The sequence below is a fragment of the Bacillus paranthracis genome (assembly GCF_001883995.1).
GTDB lineage: Bacteria > Bacillota > Bacilli > Bacillales > Bacillaceae_G > Bacillus_A > Bacillus_A paranthracis.
On sequence record NZ_MACE01000073.1, the window covers coordinates 1 to 17,761 of the forward strand.

Consider the following 17,761-nt stretch of genomic DNA (forward strand, 5'->3'; position numbering starts at 1 on the left):
GGCGGCAATGGCTCTGGCGGCAATGGCTCTGGCGACAACGGTTCTGGCGGCAATGGCTCTGGTGGCAATGGCTCTGGTGGCAATGGCTCTAGCGGCAATCGTGGTAAAGGCGATAGCAGTTCTCAAGGGGGAAATGACTCTCATGGAGGTAACCGTGGTAAAGGCGATAGCAGTTCTCAAGGAGGAAATGGCCCTCAAGGTGGCAATAGTTCCAAAGGTGGTAACGTAAAAGATAACGCGAAAAAACAAGGCGATAAGTTACCGAATACTGCAACACATTATCCTGCATCTATTTTAATGGGACTTTCAACATTCCTAATTGGTATGTTACTATTCATTCGCCGTAAAAACGCAAAATAAAAACATATCCTTCCATCTTAAAAATACATGAAACAAATTGTAAAACTAAAAAGGACTTTGGATTGCATTTTATTATGCAGCCTAAAGTCCTTTTCATCCTTCCTATCCAAAAGAGCATTAATACGCTTTTCCCCAATACACCATTTGTTTCGCTTCTTTACCACAACAAATACATTCGTCAGCTAAATGCTCTTGCTCAAAAGGCATACAGCGAGAAGATACTCCGACTTCTTCTTTTAATTTCTCTTCACAAGCTAGTTCCCCGCACCACATCGCCTTAATAAATCCTTGCTTTTCATCAGCTAATTTTTTCATCTCTTCAAACTTCGTCACACTATACGTATTTTCATCACGAAATACTTTTGCTTTATTAAATAAAGAGTTATGAATTTCCTCAAGTAGTGCTGGAATGCGTTCTTCTAATTGATCCATTGATATAAACTCTTTTTCTTTCGTATCTCTTCTTACGAGTACAACTTGATTCTTTTCAATATCTTTAGGACCAACTTCTAATCGAATTGGAATACCTTTCATTTCATACTCATTAAATTTCCAACCTGGTGTTTTATTACTAGCATCTATTTTTACTCGTGCAACCTTTTGAATATGTCCTTGTAACTCTAGCGCTTTCGCCAAAACTCCTTCTTTATGCTGAGCAATCGGTACAATAACAACTTGCACTGGTGCAACTTTAGGAGGCATTACAAGCCCATTATTATCACTATGAACCATAATCAGTCCACCTATCATTCTCGTTGATACGCCCCAAGATGTTTGGTGTACATATTGCCACTTACCGGTACGATCTAAAAATTTAATATCAAATGCTTCAGAGAAATTCGTTCCAAAGTTATGGGATGTTCCTGTTTGAAGTGCTTTCCCATCATGCATTAAGCTTTCAATCGTATAAGTTGCCTTTGCTCCCGCAAATTTTTCTTTTTCTGTTTTTTGTCCTTTAATTACCGGTATCGCTAAATAGTCTTCACAGAAAGAAGCATATAGATTTAAAATATTTAATGTTTCAGCTTGAGATTCTTCTGCTGTTTCATGAATTGTATGACCCTCTTGCCATAAGAATTCCGTTGTGCGAAGAAATGGCCTCGTTGTCTTTTCCCAACGAACTACTGAACACCACTGATTATATAACTTTGGCAAATCATTATAGGATTGCACAATTTTTGAAAAGTGCTCACAGAATAAAGTTTCAGATGTAGGGCGTATACAAAGTCTTTCTGCTAACTTTTCATTCCCGCCATGTGTCACCCATGCTACTTCAGGAGCAAATCCTTCTACATGATCCTTCTCTTTTTGTAATAAGCTCTCTGGGATAAACATTGGCATATACACATTTTCATGACCGGTTGCTTTTAACTTCTCATCCATAACTTTCTGCATATTTTCCCATAAGGCATAGCCGTACGGGCGTAGAATCATACATCCTTTTACACTTGAATAATCAACAAGTTCTGCTTTTTTTACAATATCTGTGTACCACTGTGCAAAGTCCTCTTCCATCTTCGTAATCGCTTGTACTTGTTCTTTTGCCATAGTCAGTCTTCCTCCTTCTAGAAAATACAAAAAAGCCCGCGTCCCTAAATAGGGACCGAGCTTTGCCGGCGTTACCACCCTGATTCATGCACAAAATTGTGCATGCTCTCTTTTTGATAACGGGAAATTCCCGCTGCATATGCAGAACGCAAAGGTAGGTTCCATGTTGTCTTTTTAAGAATCTTTCAGCCTGACGGATTCTCTCTCTGCTAAAAAGGTTGAACATATACTAGTCCTTTTTCATCGTTATAACAAAATAAATTTGTTGAATATCATAATATAAATTTCACTTCAAAACAAGAGTGAATTTTCTTATTTTTATATATTCTTTTCATTTTTTACAGTTTTATACGTAGCTTTTTCGTGATATTTTTAAAAGTTGATGTGCAATCATACCAATAAGTGTACCAAGTAGGACGAAGAAACCAATAAACCCATACCCCATTCCTTCCCATCCACCAATAACCATCATTGTAACAGGAAAGGATGCTAAACAAAGAAGTATTAGACTAAGTGCAAATATAATATCGAACTGCTTGTCTGGAAACCGTTTCTTTAGTAAATACGAAATAGCAAATACAAGGATAATCGTGATTCCGCCAATGATGTAAAATATACCAAATCCATCTAACCAGTCCATACCATTCCCTCCTTCCATAGATTCCCTTATACTTATTATATGTTCAACTTTTCTGAAAATAAATAATAAATTTTATTTAAAAACATATTTTTATTACTAGGTATTAATAGTAGTATATAGTAATAGGTTTTATATAATTAGGAGGATTACTTTATGGATAAAGCATTAACGAATCGTGTCATCATTTTATCATTCGACTGTTTATCAGCTTTAGATTTTCCTATACTACAAAAATTACCTCACTTCCAATCTCTAATCAAAAAGGGTACGGTTGTCGAAAAAGTAGAACCAATTTATCCTTCTGTAACATACCCAAGTCACTCAACAATCGTAACTGGTAATTACCCTAATAAACATGGTGTTGTTAGCAATACGTTACTTCAACCTGGACGTGAATCACCCGATTGGCATTGGTACCGAAAATCAATACAAGGAACAACGTTATATGATGAAGCACATAAAGCAAATTTAACGACAGCTGCCCTTCTATGGCCTGTTACCGGCAGAGCAAATATTGATTACAATTTACCAGAAATCTTTCCAAATAGACCGTGGCAAAATCAAGTTTTAGTTTCATTATTTAGCGGTAGCCCGCTATATCAATTAGATTTAAATCGTCGTTTCGGCCATATACGAAATGGAGTGTCACAACCTGAACTCGATGATTTCGTACTTGCTTCTGCTGTGCATACAATCCAGACGAAAAAGCCTAATGTCATGTTTGTACATTTCACCGATTTAGACACCCAAAGACACTATCACGGCTTTGAATCAAAAGAAACAATAGCCGCAATTCATAGACATGATGAGCGACTAGGGAAAATTATTCAAGCTTTAAAAGACAGTGGACTATACGAAGAGAGCACTATTATCGCTCTTGGTGATCATAGCGCTTTAAGTGAAAACAAAGCCATTCAATTAAATGTACTATTTCATCAAAAAGGGCTTATCTCTATAAATTCAAAAGGAAAATTAGTAGACTGGAATGCTTATTGCCAAAGTTGCGATGGGTCCGCCTATGTATATGTGAAAGACAAAAACGATACCGATACAATTCGAGAAGTACAACTACTCCTTGAAGAACTGCTTCAAAATAAACAAAACGGTATTGAATTTATACTTCATGATGAGGATGCGAAGGAATGCGGTGCAGATGGCAATTGTTTATTTATGTTGGAAGCACGAGAAGGGTATTATTTCACTGAAAACTATACAGGAGATTTTATAAAAGAAATTACTGAAAAAGATGTTACGCCTAGTAAAAAATATACATTTGGTACGCATGGATACTCTCCAACAAAACCTAACTATGAAACAATTTTTATAGCTGCTGGGAAAGGAATAAAAAGTGGCATTACCATACCGTATATGAGACTTATTGATGAAGGCCCAACTATCGCTAGACTACTCGGTTTACACTTAGGTGAAACAGACGGATCAATTGTAGAGGATTTACTCCAATTGTAAAGAACTGTGTATATATGTAAAAGTTATGTAAAATTCATCATTGTTTCTCTTTTTATAATTTTTATTTTTGTACACTGTTAGTAGAACAAATTTGAGGGGGAACACTATATGAAAAAAATGTCCAGACAAGAAAAAAGCTGGATATTATACGATTGGGCGAACTCGGTATATTCGCTCGTCATTACAACTGCATTATTCCCAATTTACTTTAAAGCAGCTGCAAAAGAAGCTGGGTTATCTGGTGCAACGTCAACAGCATATTGGGGATATGCAAACTCATTCGCTACACTTTTAATTTCTATACTTGCCCCTATTCTCGGCACAGTTGCTGATTATAAAGGATTTAAAAAACGATTTTTCACATTCTTCTTTGGACTCGGTATTGTATTTACAAGTATGTTAGCAGTCGTCCCAACATCTCAGTGGTACTTATTACTAGGATGCTATATGCTCGCATTAGTCGGTTTTGCTGGAGCAAACATTTTTTATGACGCATTTTTAGTAGATGTCACTTCTGAAGATAGAATGGATCGAATTTCTACGAGAGGTTTCGCTTTAGGCTATATTGGGAGTACTATTCCATTTATCGGTTGTATCGCTCTTATCATTCTTGCTCAAAAAGAAACTATCCCTTTATCAGTCGGCATTGCTAGTCAAATTTCATTCGCGATAACCGCTCTTTGGTGGGGACTATTCACAATTCCAATGCTGAAGAACGTAGAGCAAACACATTATATTGAACGTCACCCAAAACCAATTGCAATGAGCTTCAAACGCCTTGCTGATACTTTTAAAAATATTAAAGAATATAAAACGGTCTTTATGTTCTTAATTGCTTACTTTTTCTATATTGATGGGGTCGATACAATTATTACTATGTCTACCGCTTATGGAACAGATCTCGGCATTAGTGCAACGAATCTATTAATCATATTATTCGTCACACAAATTGTAGCTTGTCCATTTGCTTTATTATACGGAAAATTATCAACAACATTTACCGGTAAAAAAATGCTATATGTCGGTATTATTATTTACATCATTATCTGCATATATGCTTATTTCTTAAAAACGACACTCGATTTCTGGATTTTAGCAATGTTAGTTGCTACTTCTCAGGGCGGGATTCAAGCACTTAGTCGTTCCTATTTTGCAAAACTAGTACCTAAAGAATCTGCAAATGAATTTTTTGGATTTTATAATATATTTGGCAAATTTGCCGCGATTATGGGTCCAGTATTAGTCGGTGTTACAACGCAATTAACAGGAAAAACAAATGCTGGTGTTCTTAGTATTATTGTGTTGTTTATTATCGGTGGATTTTTATTAACTAAGGTCCCTGAAAATAATACATCCGTTACACCACCTAATCCGAAAACTAAAACGCTATAAGAAAAAGATCCTCTTCATGCAAGAAGAGGATCTTTTTTATCTATAACGTCTTACAATTAAAAACTCAACAGCCGGCTTTACAACTATCGCAGCACATAACGCAAACAATAACGGTATGTTATGAAAATCAATCCATCTATTAAACCCTACCGATGCGAAAAACAAGCCAAAAATTAATACAACGAGTACATAATATGTAACATTGGCACTTGTTTTTAATACATGTTTTTCTAAATCATCTTTCTCCTCAGTATCCCCTTCGACGCTATGTGATGCCAAACTTTTAAATAGATAATGTAACGCGATGCTACAAATAAATAGTGCATACCAGTTTACTTGAAGTTCAGTTAACCAATAGTAAAGTGCATACACTAACGTACCTATAGCAACTAATATAGTAACGAAAAGGCTTATCTTTTCTTTCCCCAACAACTACTCCCCCTACTGCTTGTACAAAAATAGTTTATCAACAGTTGTTCCTAATACTTCCGCTAAACGAAAAGCTAACGCTAAGCTTGGATCATATTTATTATTCTCAATTGCATTTATCGTTTGTCTAGAAACCTTACATTTATCAGCTAATGCGCCTTGTGAAATATTATTTTCAGTGCGTAATTCATAGATTTGATTTTTCACACCATTTCTCCTAACCTGTAAAATCGTTTTTACATCATCAGTATATAATTGGCTCATATAGTTGTCAAAAGTTCGCCAAAGAAAAAGGGAGCACTTCTGCTCCCTTACAATAGTTATTTCGACGCTAACGAATTTGTTAGTTCCTCTTTATTAGTGACATCTTCTTTCTTTATTTGCATGCGTAGAACTGGCCCTATTGCTAATAAAATAAGTGCCATTGCTATACAAAACACAATAACTAGTGATGTCATTTCCTTTAATCCTCCAGCTAAAGCAGTACCAATTAGCATAGCTCCCATAAACAGCGGTAAAATCGTCCCATTTACTCTTCCAACCATATTTTCTGGTACAAGTTGAATCATAAGCGTACCGACAACGATATTAACACAGGCTAAACAAATACCTGTTCCAAATCTCATGAAACTAGTAATCCAAAATGATGTAGATAGCCCTTCTACTAAAAATGACATCGCTAATATGCCCATACCGAATACGAACATCTTTTTCGGGTTCACTTTTGAAGTGAAAATCGCAGCAACAATACCACCAATTAACATACCTATTCCATCAGCTGCAGCTAAATATTGAACTGCTTCCTTTTCCATTCCAAGGCGTTCTATTACAAGAAACACTTCTAATGGCGTTGTTAATCCAACAGCTAAGCCTATAATGGTGAAAGTAATTGTAATCATACGTAAATTTTTCGTATGAAGAACGTATTTCCACCCTTCTTTTATATCATTTTTTAATGAATCTCTCGCCACTTGCTCTTGTTCAACCCATTTCGGTAAAAATGAAAGAGCGATAGCAGATAACAAAAATAAAATGATTAAGCTATATAGTGACGTAAATAAACCAAGTTGTGTATACACAAGTGATCCTACCACTGGTCCAAAAATCATAAATAATGACTGTAATGTTTGGTTAAATGCAATCGCATTCGCTACCTGTTCTTCCTTTACGTAGCGCTTAAATATACGCGAAGATGATGGCTGAGAGAACTGGCCTACAATCGCTGAAATGAGTGTTGCAAAAAATATAGCCTGCCAATAATCCAGTTTTAACAACAGGACAATTCCTATAATAGACATTACACTTAATACATCTCCAGCGACCATTGTTCTTTTCGGATTCCAGCGATCAGCTAGCGCACCACCGATAAATGAGAAAATAAAAATAGGTGCATATTCCATAACCGATAACAATGAAACGGAAACTGGATCATTATTCGTTCGCTCCATTATGAAATATAGAAGGGCCATATTTCTGATCCAAATTGCAAATTGTTGTAAAATATCAGACGCCATAACGAGCATAAATGCTCGGTTTTTAAATAAAGCGTTCATTTTCATTCCCCTTTCATAAACCGACCGTTCGGTCTAATTTATTTTATAGAAAAGCAACTGACTTATTATTCAGCTGCCATTCCTTTTAACAATACATCTATTGCCTTTTTATAAATACGTTTCAACTCTTTATAATCTAACTCGTAGTAAAGTACTCCAAGCCCTGATAATAATCCATTCACAATATACATAAGATCGCGCGTATTATCTTCACGAAACTCTCCAGACTGTATGCCTGCTTCAATTAGTTTCTCAAACATAACATATGATTCTCTAGTTAAAGCTAATAGTTCATCCAAAATCTCTTTACTTACAACTTGGCTCATAGAGAATTCCTCTATTGCATTTGAAATTGGTTGCTGTATGTCCTCTACATGATATTCCGCGAGACCATATAATTTTTCAGTATTCGTACTATACGACTTCTCTTTTTCATTCCATTTTTCAAGCCAATCATACGTATGCTGTTTTACCACAAATAAAAATAATTCTTCTTTACTTTTAAAGTGATAATAAATACTTCCTTTACTTCGTTCTGTAATTTCACAAATCTCTTCCATAGATGTAGCTGCATAGCCCTTCTGTGAAAACAGACTTTCTGCTTTATATGCAATTTCTTTCTTTATCTCTTCTGCACTTCTTCTCATATTCACACCTCTTTAAACCGACCGTTCAGTCTAATGATAACAAATTAAAAACCTCTATTACAAGAGGCTATATTCCTTATTTAAGAAAACGTACTTTCAAACCACGTTCGAATCATGTGTATGATTCCAATTTTAAATCCTAATTTACCAAGAAATACGCCTCCCGCAGCTAATAAAAATAACATTACTTTCCCCTTGTTTTTCACTTTCGGCTCCCTTTTCATTTCCATTCCCCTTAGTATGTTAAAAGTATTTAATCAAACGTTTGTTTAACTGTTTTTATGCATATGTAAGCCAACTAATTAAACGTTTGTTTAAAAAGAAATACGCCTATATAAGGCGCATTTTCATCAATCACCGCCACCTCCGCCACCATCGCAGCTGCCTCCGCTATCTCCACCAGAAGACCCTCCACAATCATGTGAACCTCCATGCGAGCTATCATTATCAGATCCCGCAAAGAAAAATAATGGTGATGAGTTGTTAGATGAGTTATGAATGTTATTTTGTTTTGTAAGATTTACCTTCTTTTTGTTTGATCGAACTGCTGTTAAGATTGTTACAACTACAACAAATAATAGTATGAAAATAATAAATTCCATATAAAAGCCTCCCTTATTCCTCGAATAATTGAATGGTTCTCTCTAGATTTTCAAGCGAAATGAAGCGCGATTCACGAAGAATCTCTTTTCCATTATGAAATAATAAAATTGTCGGTCCAGTAAATACTGCATATCGCCCTGCAACCTCTTGCATGTCTTGCAGTAATATCTCTATTTTCTCTACGTAATCATAATTCTCTAATACGTAATTTACTTTCCTTAACATGACATCACAAACACCACAATTTTCCGTTTTAATAAACAGAAGTACTAATTGTTGTTCTTCAATATATGTTACTAATTCTTCTATTGTTTCAAAGTTTTTCATCTTATCCCTCTTAACGTAGTTTATGAAATACTTTATCTTGATACATACGAAATGCTGAACTATCTTTAATCTTTCTTTTTTCCATTACTTGCTGAAAACGTAGCGTTTTTGCCGTTAACTCTTCTTTTAATTTTTTTCTCTCTTCTTCATCATAACAGCAAGCAATTAAATCCTCTATTTTTAATATATCTTTTTGCAGTTCCATTTCTGGTGGAATCATGCCCGCGTTTTTTAAAATTTTATAACTCATTCTAAGTTCTGGAGGTACCATTGAAAGGTCTTCTAATTGTAGTGGTTTTCCTTTTCCCGGAATATGATCAAGGTCTCCATTCCGTATTGCTTGTCGAATTTTTTCTTCGGCAATATTCAAAAACACATCCACATTACTCCCTCCCTTACATATTTTTACTATTATTTTACATGAAATTTCATTATCTTGCTACGCTATTACAAATTGACCTCATACAATTTTTTCTCAAATTTAACTCCAAGAAGCCCTTTCCTCTCTAATCGATATTTTATTTTCATGTGTAATCTGTATTAGAGCCATTTCATATTGAGAAAGTCTTTTCGAATTCAATAAAGCGTTTACACCAAATCTTACATTTGCTACGATTTAATCAGCTTCAGCTCCTTGTATAGACTTCGTGATGTCTGATCATTTTTATCTAGATTCATTTTGATTTATTGGCGCATGCCTTTAAATATATCTTTTATTTTGAAAGGAGAAATGGCTATGAAATCAAAAAAATTCACACTGCTATTACTATCCCTACTACTCTTCTTACCTCTTTTTCTCACAAACTTTATTACTCCCAATGTCGCATTAGCAGATTCACAAAAGCAAGGTCAAAAAATTGTTGGGTATTTTCCTTCATGGGGCATTTACGGACGTAATTATCAAGTTGCAGATATTGATGCATCAAAGCTAACTCATTTAAACTATGCTTTCGCTGATATTTGCTGGAATGGAAAACATGGAAACCCTTCTACTCACCCCGATAATCCAAATAAACAAACGTGGAACTGTAAAGAATCTGGTGTACCACTGCAAAATAAAGAAGTCCCTAATGGTACTCTCGTACTCGGTGAACCATGGGCCGATGTCACAAAATCTTATCCTGGCTCAGGTACAACTTGGGAAGATTGTGATAAATACGCACGCTGCGGAAATTTCGGCGAACTGAAACGATTAAAAGCTAAGTATCCTCACTTAAAAACAATTATTTCCGTTGGTGGCTGGACTTGGTCTAACCGCTTTTCTGACATGGCCGCTGATGAAAAAACAAGAAAAGTATTCGCTGAATCTACAGTCGATTTCCTACGCGAATATGGATTTGACGGCGTTGATTTAGATTGGGAATATCCGGGCGTAGAAACGATTCCTGGTGGTAGTTATCGTCCTGAAGATAAGCAAAACTTCACCCTACTCCTTCAAGAAGTTCGAAATGCATTAACGAAAGCTGGTGCAGAAGATGGTAAACAATATTTACTAACAATTGCATCAGGTGCAAGCCAACGTTACGCTGATCATACAGAGCTAAAGAAAATCTCTCAAATACTGGATTGGATTAATATTATGACATATGATTTCCACGGTGGATGGGAAGCTACTTCTAACCATAATGCAGCTCTATACAAAGATCCAAATGACCCAGCAGCGGATACGAATTTTTACGTAGATGGTGCGATAGACATTTATACAAATGAAGGGGTTCCAGCAGATAAACTCGTATTAGGTGTACCATTTTACGGACGCGGGTGGAAAAGTTGTGGAAAAGAAAATAACGGACAATACCAACCTTGTAAACCAGGTAGTGATGGAAAGCTCGCTTCTAAAGGTACTTGGGATGACTATTCTACCGGCGATACAGGTGTGTACGATTATGGTGATTTAGCAGCTAATTATGTTAATAAAAATGGCTTTGTTCGCGGATGGAACGATGTGGCGAAAGTACCTTATTTATATAATGCAACTACAGGTACATTTATTAGCTATGATGACAACGAATCTATGAAGTATAAAACAGACTATATAAAGACAAAAGGTTTAAGTGGCGCAATGTTTTGGGAGCTTAGTGGTGACTGTCGCACAAGTCCAAAATATAGTTGTAGTGGACCAAAATTACTTGATACGTTAGTAAAAGAATTACTAGGTGGACCTATTACTCAAAAAGATATTGAGCCACCAACAAACGTAAAAAATATTGCTGTAACAAATAAAAATTCAAACTCAGTTCAATTAAACTGGACGGCATCTACTGATAACGTAGGAGTTACGGAATATGAAATTACTGCTGGAGAAGAGAAGTGGAGTACAACAACAAATAGCATTGCAATTAAAAACTTAAAACCTAATACAGAATACACATTTTCAATACTAGCAAAAGATGCTGCCGGGAATAAATCACAGCCTGCTTCTATTATTGTAAAAACAGATGATGCTAACACAACACCTCCTGGTGGAAATAGCAATGCTACCTTTTCAGTCACTTCAAATTGGGGAAGTGGTTACAACTTCTCGATTGTAATTAAAAATAGTGGAACGACCTCTATTAAAAACTGGAAATTAGAATTTGATTATAACGGCAATTTAACACAAGTTTGGGATTCTAAAATTAGTAGTAAAATAAATAATCATTACGTAATTACGAATGCAGGATGGAATGGTGAAATTCCTCCTGGTGGATCGATTACAATCGGAGGAGCAGGAACAGGCACTCCTGCTGAACTTGTAAATCCATCCATTAGCGAAAACTAAACGTAACTTCCAATAATTATTTCACTAAAGTTTGAATTTAGGTTTGATTCCTCTCTCCTAAATTCAAACTTTTAATTTTATGAAAAATCACAAATTAACATTATAATAACCTATTATAACTATATTTAGTTTACAATATGAAGTTCGTGTGAAGTTCACCTGAATTTTACATGAATTTCCTTTAAGCTCTATTGTCTTCCTATACTAATCACATTATCCTTTACATATAGGAATTATTTTCATTCCATTTCAAACTATCTATATATACATAAAGAAGGATAGTCGCCTATTAGGGAAAGGCATCTAGTATTATTATAAATATAAACATAACAAAAGAAAAAGCACGCTTATAAGCGCACCATAAGAGTGCTTCTTCATACAATTCTCATGTAAGAGTTCTCGAAAATCATGTTAATCACAAAGAAAAGGCATTAGCTTATACAAGCTAATGCCTTTTCTTTATTCATATTGTTCAGCGTTCCATTCTTCTATATTCCACACTTTTGTTATCCATGCTTCATAGAAAGAAGGCTCATGTGATACAAGTAAAACGGTTCCTTTATATCGTTGTAGCGCTTCCTGCAACGCCTTCTTTGTTTCTATATCCAAATGATTAGTTGGTTCATCTAAAATTAAAACATTACTTTTCGTTACGATCAGTTCACATAAACGTACTTTCGTTTGTTCTCCGCCGCTTAATAAACGAATAGGCTTTAATACATGTTCTTCTCGCAATCCACACTTTGCTAATGCTTGGCGCACTTCTTTCTTTGTCATATCTGGTCGCTCTGCCCAAACTTTCTCTAAGGGTGTTGTTTCTGAAGCAAACTCTTCCTGGGCAAAGTACGCAGGATTTACTCGTTCTCCAACAGAAATTGAACCGCTTAGCGGCTTAATTTGACCTAATAATGTTTTTAACATCGTCGTTTTTCCAATTCCATTATGACCAATAATCGCTATCTTTTCTCCTTTTTTCACTTGTAAATTCAACTCTGGACATAAAGGATCACTATAACCTATCCTTAGTTTCTCAGCTTGCAATATACGACTCACCGGCTCCTCATAAACACTGAAATCAAAACGGGATCGAGTTACAGAATGAATCTTTTCAATCCTTTGCATTTTCTCTAATACTTTCTCTCGACTTTTAGCCTGTTTCGCTTTTCGAATTTTATTTTTTTGAATAAATATTTCTAACTGAGAGATTTCTTTTTGTTGTTTCGCATACGCCGATTGTAATTGTTTCTTTTGCACTTGGTAACTTTGCACAAACTTTTCATAGTTTCCTACGTATCGCTTCACTTTTCCTCCTTCTAGATGAAAAATAACATTTGTAATACTGTTCAAAAATAATTCATCATGCGAAATGATTACATAAGCTTTTTCATATAGTCTCAAATATGATTGCAACCATTCTATATGAGCTGTATCTAAATAATTTGTTGGCTCATCTAGTAATAAAACATCAGCTTTTTCTAAAAGAAGCTTCCCAAGTAATAACTTTGTTCGCTGTCCCCCACTTAACTTCGATACATCCTTTTTCAAACCTATTTCAAATAAACCTAAACCGATTGCTACTTCTTCAACTTCTGTATGAATGTGATAGAAATTAGAGCTTTCCAATATAGTTTGTAATTCTCCATACTTTACTAACAGTTTTTCTACTTCTCCTGCTCCATTCATTTCTTCAGCAATTTTTAACATTTCGTATTCAATCGCATACAAATCAGCAAATGCACTTTGCAAGTATCCCTCAATTGTCATCCCTTCTTGTAAATCCATATGCTGCTGCAAGAAACCTACCTTCACATGTGGAAACCATTCAATGTTCCCATCATCATGTATAAGTTCTCCTGTTAAAATCCTTAGCAATGTTGATTTTCCAATTCCATTTTGCCCTACTACCCCAACATGCTCACCCTTCAAGATTCGAAAACATGCATTATATAAAATGGTTTTCTCACCATACGAATGACTTAAATTTTCTACCGTTAATATACTCATTATTTTCTCTCCTTTACTTATGATTCATAAGCTAAATAGAGAGAGCAACAGTATAAAGCCTTATTTAATTGTGCATATAAAAAATGGGTAAGGTGAATACACCTTACCCATTACATATTATCGTAAGAAAGGATTAAGGTTCTTTACCTGCTGTCTTCAATTTAGCTTAATCGATAAAAATGGGCAGACTTCTCCCATATCAAGCTAAAACCATTTGAAGAACAGTTGATAAAGTCATTTTATCCTTTCACTCCTTTAACATTTGTTATATTAAGAGTATAAACTACTCTGTTATATTCTATTCTCTACTTTTCTTTTTGTTCCTTCCCCATGTTATCGTTTTCTACATAAATTTCTTTATACATCTTTTCTAATGCATATGGACTTGTAAAGATGAGCGTTAACGATTTCCACATATAAATTCTTCTCTGTAATTCTATTCCGTATCCTTTACTCACCATACTTTTCACTTCTGAAATATGGTCTTCAGCTTGAAATTGTTGTACAGACTTCAATTCACCCGTTTTAAAATCTGTTAAAAGACCTATCACAACTCGTCCGTGTTCCTGTGATCTTTCTTCTAAATCAAACTGAATTGAATGAACAAAACCTAAAACGTGAAAAATTTGAGCATGTAAACCGACAACAGCACGCTGTTCCATTAAGGTGTAACACTCTCGTTTTAACACCTCTACCATTTCCAAGGAATTTCTATTAACTTTCATTTTGCCGACAAACATAATTTTTACAATATGAGCGACTGCCCCCATACTTTTTAATACACTCTCTAGAATTTCTACCGCGTCTTCTACATAACCATTTGAAATTATGGAATGAATAAATTCATCTAATACCGCTTGAAACTTTTTAATTAAATGTAAATCACGTAACTCCGGAACATCTTTTTTCAATTGATCTCGACCTTGAACCCACTTTAAAATTTCTGTCATTTCTTCTTCTTTTAATTCATGATGTTCCATACCATACTTCATTAATAAAATATGATTTTTTAATAAAGCTTTTCTTTCTTCAAGATTATCTGCCGTTAATTCATCTACTATTTTCTCTATAGTTTTCATCTTTCTCCCCCTATATAAAAAAGCCTCTTAACAGTAATCATACCAAAAACTGTTAAAAGGCTTTTTCTATTTTTTCATATAAGGAGCTAATACTCTCAAAATTTCTTCCTTATCTTTCTTTAACTCAAGTGATGTTAACATATCCATCGTTCTCGGCCTAGGTAATTTCACTTGTACCTCACCAACTATTGATGCTGGTCTTTGAGATAAAATAAATACGCGATCCGAAAGCAAGATTGCCTCATCTAAGTCGTGTGTAACCATAACGATTGTTTGCTTCTCTTGGTGCCAAGAGTTTAAAAGCCAGCTATGTACTTCCATTTTTGTAAAAGCATCTAATTTACCAAAAGGCTCATCAAGTAACATAATTGGCTTTTCACATAAATATGTGCGCAGAAAACTAATTCTTTGACGCATACCACCAGACAATTCATCTGGATAATGGTCTGCATATTCATCTAGTTCAAACTGCTTTAATGCTTCCATTCCTTCTGTCAGCCTTTGTTTTTTCGGCTTTCCTTCAATTTCTAACGGAAGAACGATATTTTGCAAAGCTGACCGCCACGGTAGTAATAAATCCTGTTGCGGCATATAACTTACAACATCTTGCTCTTGCATTTGCTTATCGTTATACGTTACACTTCCACTTGTTGGATTTTCAATATTTGCGATCATATTTAATAGTGTGCTCTTCCCACAACCACTCGGTCCTACAAAAGAAACAAATTCTCCCTCTCGTATAGAAGCACTAATATTTGCTAATACATTCTTGCCATCGAAAGATTTCACAATATCTTTTATTTGTAATCCACTCATTTTTCACTTGGAAGGAACTCATTTGTAAAGGCATCTTTCACATCAATTTTCTTCTTAATAACTTTGTTATCATATAAGAAATTCATGTAATTCGTCCAAACTTCTTCCTTCTGTACTCCCCACGCTTTTGCATCATCTTGATACTTCGTACTTAGCCATTTTTGACTTTCTTGTACTAAATCTTTATTTACATCTGGAACAGCTTTAATTAAAATATCGGCAGCTTCTTTCGGTTCTTTAATTGCAAAATTATAACCCTCTGTCGTTGCACTCATAAACTTTTTCACAAAGTCTTTATCTTGCTTCGTATGTTTTTCACTCGTAATCATAACAGGACTATAGAAATCAAGTGCTGGATCTAAGTCTTTCACCATAATCGTATTTAACTCTTTTCCTTGGCGCTTCGCTTCAATTCCATCCCATCCGTAATAAATCCATTCAAAATCTGCATCACGACCAATTGATTTAAAGAAATCTGTTTGTCCTAAAATAATTTTTTCAACTTTATTAAAATCGGCTTGGTGCTTATCCATAATTGTCTTTAATGTCGCTTCTTCCGCTGGTCCTCCCCAGCCACCGTAACGTTTCCCTTCAAAATCTTTCGGTGACGTCATATTATCTTTCTTAAGCGATGCAAAAGCTGAAGTGTTATGCTGAATAATCGCACCTACAGATACAACAGGAATACCTTCCACACGAGCCAACGTTACATTTTCTTGTGCGCTTATTGCGAAGTCAGCTTTTCCTGAAGCTATCATTTGCTCCGCCGTCACATTATCACCAGGCTGAATGATTTCTACATCTAAGCCTTGTTTTTTATAATAATCTTTCGCTTGTGCTACATATAAGCCAGTATGATTCGTATTCGGAAACCAATCTAATACGATTTTTACTTTTTGATCTTTACTTGCACTTTCTTCTTTCTTCGCCGGATTACATCCAGCTACACCTACTGCTAATAAGGCAGCCAACATAACTTTTAAACCTTTTTTCATTTTCTGCCGTCCTTTCTATATATCCATGGTGCTGTTATTCTTGCCATAAACTCCACGATAAAATACAGACATAATGTCACCATAACAATAATTGCTGCAACACCAAATACTCGGGCTGTTAAAAAGGATTTCGTAGCCCTTGTAAGCATAACTCCTAATCCTTCACTGGCACCGAGCCATTCTCCAATAATCGCTCCCATTACGCTATATGTAACTGCAATTTTTAAACCGGAGAAAAAGTATGGAAGCACTGCTGGAAACTTTACTTTCTGGTAAACTTGCCATTTCGTTGCCTTCATCGTTTGCAACAACTTCAACATATTTTTATCTACCGTTTGAAAACCTTCTAAAATGCTAAGCGCAATCGGGAAGAAACAAACGAGTATGACTACCATTACTTTCGGTAGCATTCCATATCCAAACCAAATAATAAATAACGGTGCAAGTACAACGATTGGAATCGTTTGCGAAATAACAAGCAACGGATTTATTAAAATACGAAATAAAGGGATAACGTCCATAAGAATTGCAATGCTTGTCCCAATTAAAATCGCAAAGAACAGTCCCATTATAACCTCTTGCAGCGTCTGCATCGTATTCGGTAATAGTAAATCTTTCATTCCAATTAATTCTTGAACAATGGCAGAAGGCTTCGGTAAAATCCACGGTTCAATTTTAAATAATGAAACAGATCCTTCCCATATCGCAATGAGAAGGATAAGCCAAATTGCTGTAATTATTTTAGATTGCTTCTGGTTTTGCATATTCATCACGGTACTTCCAAACTTTTTCATCTATCGTTACACCAGTGCTTGGACGATAATGGATTTTAATAGAAGTAATCACTTCTTCTGCTCCAGCGTCCACACAAGCTTGTTGTGCACGTTTAATGATATCAAGAAGTACATCTAATTCTCCTTCCAGCGTCGTTTCCATTGCCCCTACTTCATAACGAACTCCCGATTGTTGTACAACCTCAATCGCTTTATCAACAACAGAATACACATCTTTGTTCTTTGCTTGTGGTACTACTGAAAACGAAATTGTAACTTGTTGTGACATAATAAAATCCCCCTTATGAAATTAAATTTTAAAACAAGAAAAGGCTTTCCTACTGCGTAGGAAAGCCTTGTATGCAAG

20 protein-coding genes and 1 other annotated feature are annotated in these 17,761 nt (G+C 35.3%); of the genes, 4 read left to right on the forward strand and 16 right to left on the reverse strand.

The window, feature by feature from the left end:
• Window positions 1–360 (forward strand): LPXTG cell wall anchor domain-containing protein (locus tag BAQ46_RS24820; RefSeq protein ID WP_116777266.1); only part of this gene is annotated, 360 nt, incomplete at its 5' end.
• Window positions 361–477: 117 nt separating this feature from the next.
• On the opposite strand, the gene proS is transcribed toward BAQ46_RS24820, so the two are convergent.
• Both proS and BAQ46_RS24830 read right to left on the reverse strand, forming a co-directional pair.
• Complete coding sequence (gene proS, locus BAQ46_RS24825; protein ID WP_001040964.1) at window positions 478–1,908, reverse strand: proline--tRNA ligase; 1,431 nt, start codon at window positions 1,906–1,908, stop codon at window positions 478–480.
• Between the two features lie 47 nt (window positions 1,909–1,955).
• Window positions 1,956–2,161: a binding site (T-box leader), on the reverse strand.
• A 93-nt stretch (window positions 2,162–2,254) separates the two neighbouring features.
• The gene (locus BAQ46_RS24830; protein WP_000383851.1) at window positions 2,255–2,548 is read right to left on the reverse strand and encodes a YesK-like family protein; all 294 of its coding nucleotides are present in this window, start codon (window positions 2,546–2,548) and stop codon (window positions 2,255–2,257) included.
• Window positions 2,549–2,701: 153 nt separating this feature from the next.
• Here BAQ46_RS24830 and BAQ46_RS24835 point away from each other — a divergent pair, with 153 nt between their 5' ends.
• Together BAQ46_RS24835 and BAQ46_RS24840 are read left to right on the forward strand one after the other, a co-directional pair.
• The gene (locus BAQ46_RS24835; RefSeq protein ID WP_000356448.1) at window positions 2,702–4,015 is read left to right on the forward strand and encodes an alkaline phosphatase family protein; all 1,314 of its coding nucleotides are present in this window, start codon (window positions 2,702–2,704) and stop codon (window positions 4,013–4,015) included.
• Window positions 4,016–4,123: 108 nt separating this feature from the next.
• The gene (locus tag BAQ46_RS24840) at window positions 4,124–5,407 is read left to right on the forward strand and encodes an MFS transporter (protein ID WP_000738817.1); all 1,284 of its coding nucleotides are present in this window, start codon (window positions 4,124–4,126) and stop codon (window positions 5,405–5,407) included.
• A gap of 36 nt (window positions 5,408–5,443) precedes the next feature.
• On the opposite strand, the gene BAQ46_RS24845 is transcribed toward BAQ46_RS24840, so the two are convergent.
• The 8 genes from BAQ46_RS24845 to BAQ46_RS24880 all read right to left on the reverse strand — a co-directional run bounded on the left by BAQ46_RS24845 (window position 5,444) and on the right by BAQ46_RS24880 (window position 9,348).
• Window positions 5,444–5,836, reverse strand: a complete 393-nt coding sequence (locus BAQ46_RS24845) for a hypothetical protein (RefSeq protein ID WP_000514010.1) — start codon at window positions 5,834–5,836, stop codon at window positions 5,444–5,446.
• A gap of 12 nt (window positions 5,837–5,848) precedes the next feature.
• A complete protein-coding gene (locus tag BAQ46_RS24850; RefSeq protein WP_001996603.1) occupies window positions 5,849–6,100 on the reverse strand; it encodes a helix-turn-helix transcriptional regulator in 252 nt (83 codons plus the stop codon).
• Window positions 6,101–6,156: 56 nt separating this feature from the next.
• Window positions 6,157–7,389, reverse strand: a complete 1,233-nt coding sequence (locus BAQ46_RS24855) for an MFS transporter (protein WP_000992577.1) — start codon at window positions 7,387–7,389, stop codon at window positions 6,157–6,159.
• A gap of 65 nt (window positions 7,390–7,454) precedes the next feature.
• Window positions 7,455–8,036: a TetR/AcrR family transcriptional regulator gene (locus BAQ46_RS24860; protein ID WP_001254445.1), complete on the reverse strand. Its 582-nt coding sequence runs from the start codon at window positions 8,034–8,036 to the stop codon at window positions 7,455–7,457.
• A gap of 80 nt (window positions 8,037–8,116) precedes the next feature.
• The gene (locus BAQ46_RS24865; protein ID WP_046199037.1) at window positions 8,117–8,260 is read right to left on the reverse strand and encodes a hypothetical protein; all 144 of its coding nucleotides are present in this window, start codon (window positions 8,258–8,260) and stop codon (window positions 8,117–8,119) included.
• Window positions 8,261–8,386: 126 nt separating this feature from the next.
• On the reverse strand, window positions 8,387–8,638 hold the full coding sequence (locus BAQ46_RS24870) for a hypothetical protein (protein ID WP_000394355.1): 252 nt from the start codon (window positions 8,636–8,638) through the stop codon (window positions 8,387–8,389).
• A 13-nt stretch (window positions 8,639–8,651) separates the two neighbouring features.
• On the reverse strand, window positions 8,652–8,966 hold the full coding sequence (locus BAQ46_RS24875) for a thioredoxin family protein (RefSeq protein WP_000787596.1): 315 nt from the start codon (window positions 8,964–8,966) through the stop codon (window positions 8,652–8,654).
• Window positions 8,967–8,976: 10 nt separating this feature from the next.
• Entirely contained in the window at window positions 8,977–9,348 is a 372-nt protein-coding gene (locus BAQ46_RS24880; protein WP_000382354.1) for a DnaJ family domain-containing protein, read from the reverse strand.
• Between the two features lie 354 nt (window positions 9,349–9,702).
• Here BAQ46_RS24880 and BAQ46_RS24890 point away from each other — a divergent pair, with 354 nt between their 5' ends.
• A complete protein-coding gene (locus BAQ46_RS24890; RefSeq protein WP_071742988.1) occupies window positions 9,703–11,727 on the forward strand; it encodes a glycosyl hydrolase family 18 protein in 2,025 nt (674 codons plus the stop codon).
• Between the two features lie 459 nt (window positions 11,728–12,186).
• On the opposite strand, the gene BAQ46_RS24895 is transcribed toward BAQ46_RS24890, so the two are convergent.
• From BAQ46_RS24895 to BAQ46_RS24920, 6 genes are all read right to left on the reverse strand, one after another.
• Window positions 12,187–13,731: an ABC-F family ATP-binding cassette domain-containing protein gene (locus BAQ46_RS24895; protein ID WP_000025937.1), complete on the reverse strand. Its 1,545-nt coding sequence runs from the start codon at window positions 13,729–13,731 to the stop codon at window positions 12,187–12,189.
• Between the two features lie 305 nt (window positions 13,732–14,036).
• Window positions 14,037–14,810 (reverse strand): hypothetical protein, encoded by a 774-nt coding sequence (locus tag BAQ46_RS24900; protein WP_000848338.1) that lies wholly within the window; start codon window positions 14,808–14,810, stop codon window positions 14,037–14,039.
• Window positions 14,811–14,876: 66 nt separating this feature from the next.
• Window positions 14,877–15,626 carry an ABC transporter ATP-binding protein gene (locus tag BAQ46_RS24905; RefSeq protein WP_000016058.1) on the reverse strand — a complete coding sequence of 250 codons (750 nt, stop codon included), beginning with the start codon at window positions 15,624–15,626 and terminating at the stop codon, window positions 14,877–14,879.
• Window positions 15,623–16,621, reverse strand: a complete 999-nt coding sequence (locus tag BAQ46_RS24910) for an ABC transporter substrate-binding protein (protein WP_071742990.1) — start codon at window positions 16,619–16,621, stop codon at window positions 15,623–15,625. Before BAQ46_RS24910 ends, BAQ46_RS24905 begins: the two co-directional genes overlap by 4 nt.
• Window positions 16,618–17,391 (reverse strand): ABC transporter permease, encoded by a 774-nt coding sequence (locus BAQ46_RS24915; protein ID WP_001057151.1) that lies wholly within the window; start codon window positions 17,389–17,391, stop codon window positions 16,618–16,620. The genes BAQ46_RS24910 and BAQ46_RS24915 overlap by 4 nt, the downstream gene beginning before the upstream one ends.
• On the reverse strand, window positions 17,363–17,683 hold the full coding sequence (locus BAQ46_RS24920; RefSeq protein WP_000082897.1) for an MTH1187 family thiamine-binding protein: 321 nt from the start codon (window positions 17,681–17,683) through the stop codon (window positions 17,363–17,365). Before BAQ46_RS24920 ends, BAQ46_RS24915 begins: the two co-directional genes overlap by 29 nt.
• Window positions 17,684–17,761 lie beyond the last annotated feature (78 nt).

Bases quoted from the DNA above. Each gene is read 5' to 3' on its own strand.
- proS (WP_001040964.1), bottom strand. From the start codon at position 1,908: ATGGCAAAAGAACAAGTACAAGCGATTACGAAGATGGAAGAGGACTTT.
- BAQ46_RS24830 (WP_000383851.1), bottom strand. From the start codon at position 2,548: ATGGACTGGTTAGATGGATTTGGTATATTTTACATCATTGGCGGAATC.
- BAQ46_RS24835 (WP_000356448.1), top strand. From the start codon at position 2,702: ATGGATAAAGCATTAACGAATCGTGTCATCATTTTATCATTCGACTGT.
- BAQ46_RS24840 (WP_000738817.1), top strand. From the start codon at position 4,124: ATGAAAAAAATGTCCAGACAAGAAAAAAGCTGGATATTATACGATTGG.
- BAQ46_RS24850 (WP_001996603.1), bottom strand. From the start codon at position 6,100: ATGAGCCAATTATATACTGATGATGTAAAAACGATTTTACAGGTTAGG.
- BAQ46_RS24855 (WP_000992577.1), bottom strand. From the start codon at position 7,389: ATGAACGCTTTATTTAAAAACCGAGCATTTATGCTCGTTATGGCGTCT.
- BAQ46_RS24860 (WP_001254445.1), bottom strand. From the start codon at position 8,036: ATGAGAAGAAGTGCAGAAGAGATAAAGAAAGAAATTGCATATAAAGCA.
- BAQ46_RS24865 (WP_046199037.1), bottom strand. From the start codon at position 8,260: ATGAAAAGGGAGCCGAAAGTGAAAAACAAGGGGAAAGTAATGTTATTT.
- BAQ46_RS24870 (WP_000394355.1), bottom strand. From the start codon at position 8,638: ATGGAATTTATTATTTTCATACTATTATTTGTTGTAGTTGTAACAATC.
- BAQ46_RS24875 (WP_000787596.1), bottom strand. From the start codon at position 8,966: ATGAAAAACTTTGAAACAATAGAAGAATTAGTAACATATATTGAAGAA.
- BAQ46_RS24890 (WP_071742988.1), top strand. From the start codon at position 9,703: ATGAAATCAAAAAAATTCACACTGCTATTACTATCCCTACTACTCTTC.
- BAQ46_RS24895 (WP_000025937.1), bottom strand. From the start codon at position 13,731: ATGAGTATATTAACGGTAGAAAATTTAAGTCATTCGTATGGTGAGAAA.
- BAQ46_RS24900 (WP_000848338.1), bottom strand. From the start codon at position 14,810: ATGAAAACTATAGAGAAAATAGTAGATGAATTAACGGCAGATAATCTT.
- BAQ46_RS24905 (WP_000016058.1), bottom strand. From the start codon at position 15,626: ATGAGTGGATTACAAATAAAAGATATTGTGAAATCTTTCGATGGCAAG.
- BAQ46_RS24910 (WP_071742990.1), bottom strand. From the start codon at position 16,621: ATGAAAAAAGGTTTAAAAGTTATGTTGGCTGCCTTATTAGCAGTAGGT.
- BAQ46_RS24915 (WP_001057151.1), bottom strand. From the start codon at position 17,391: ATGAATATGCAAAACCAGAAGCAATCTAAAATAATTACAGCAATTTGG.
- BAQ46_RS24920 (WP_000082897.1), bottom strand. From the start codon at position 17,683: ATGTCACAACAAGTTACAATTTCGTTTTCAGTAGTACCACAAGCAAAG.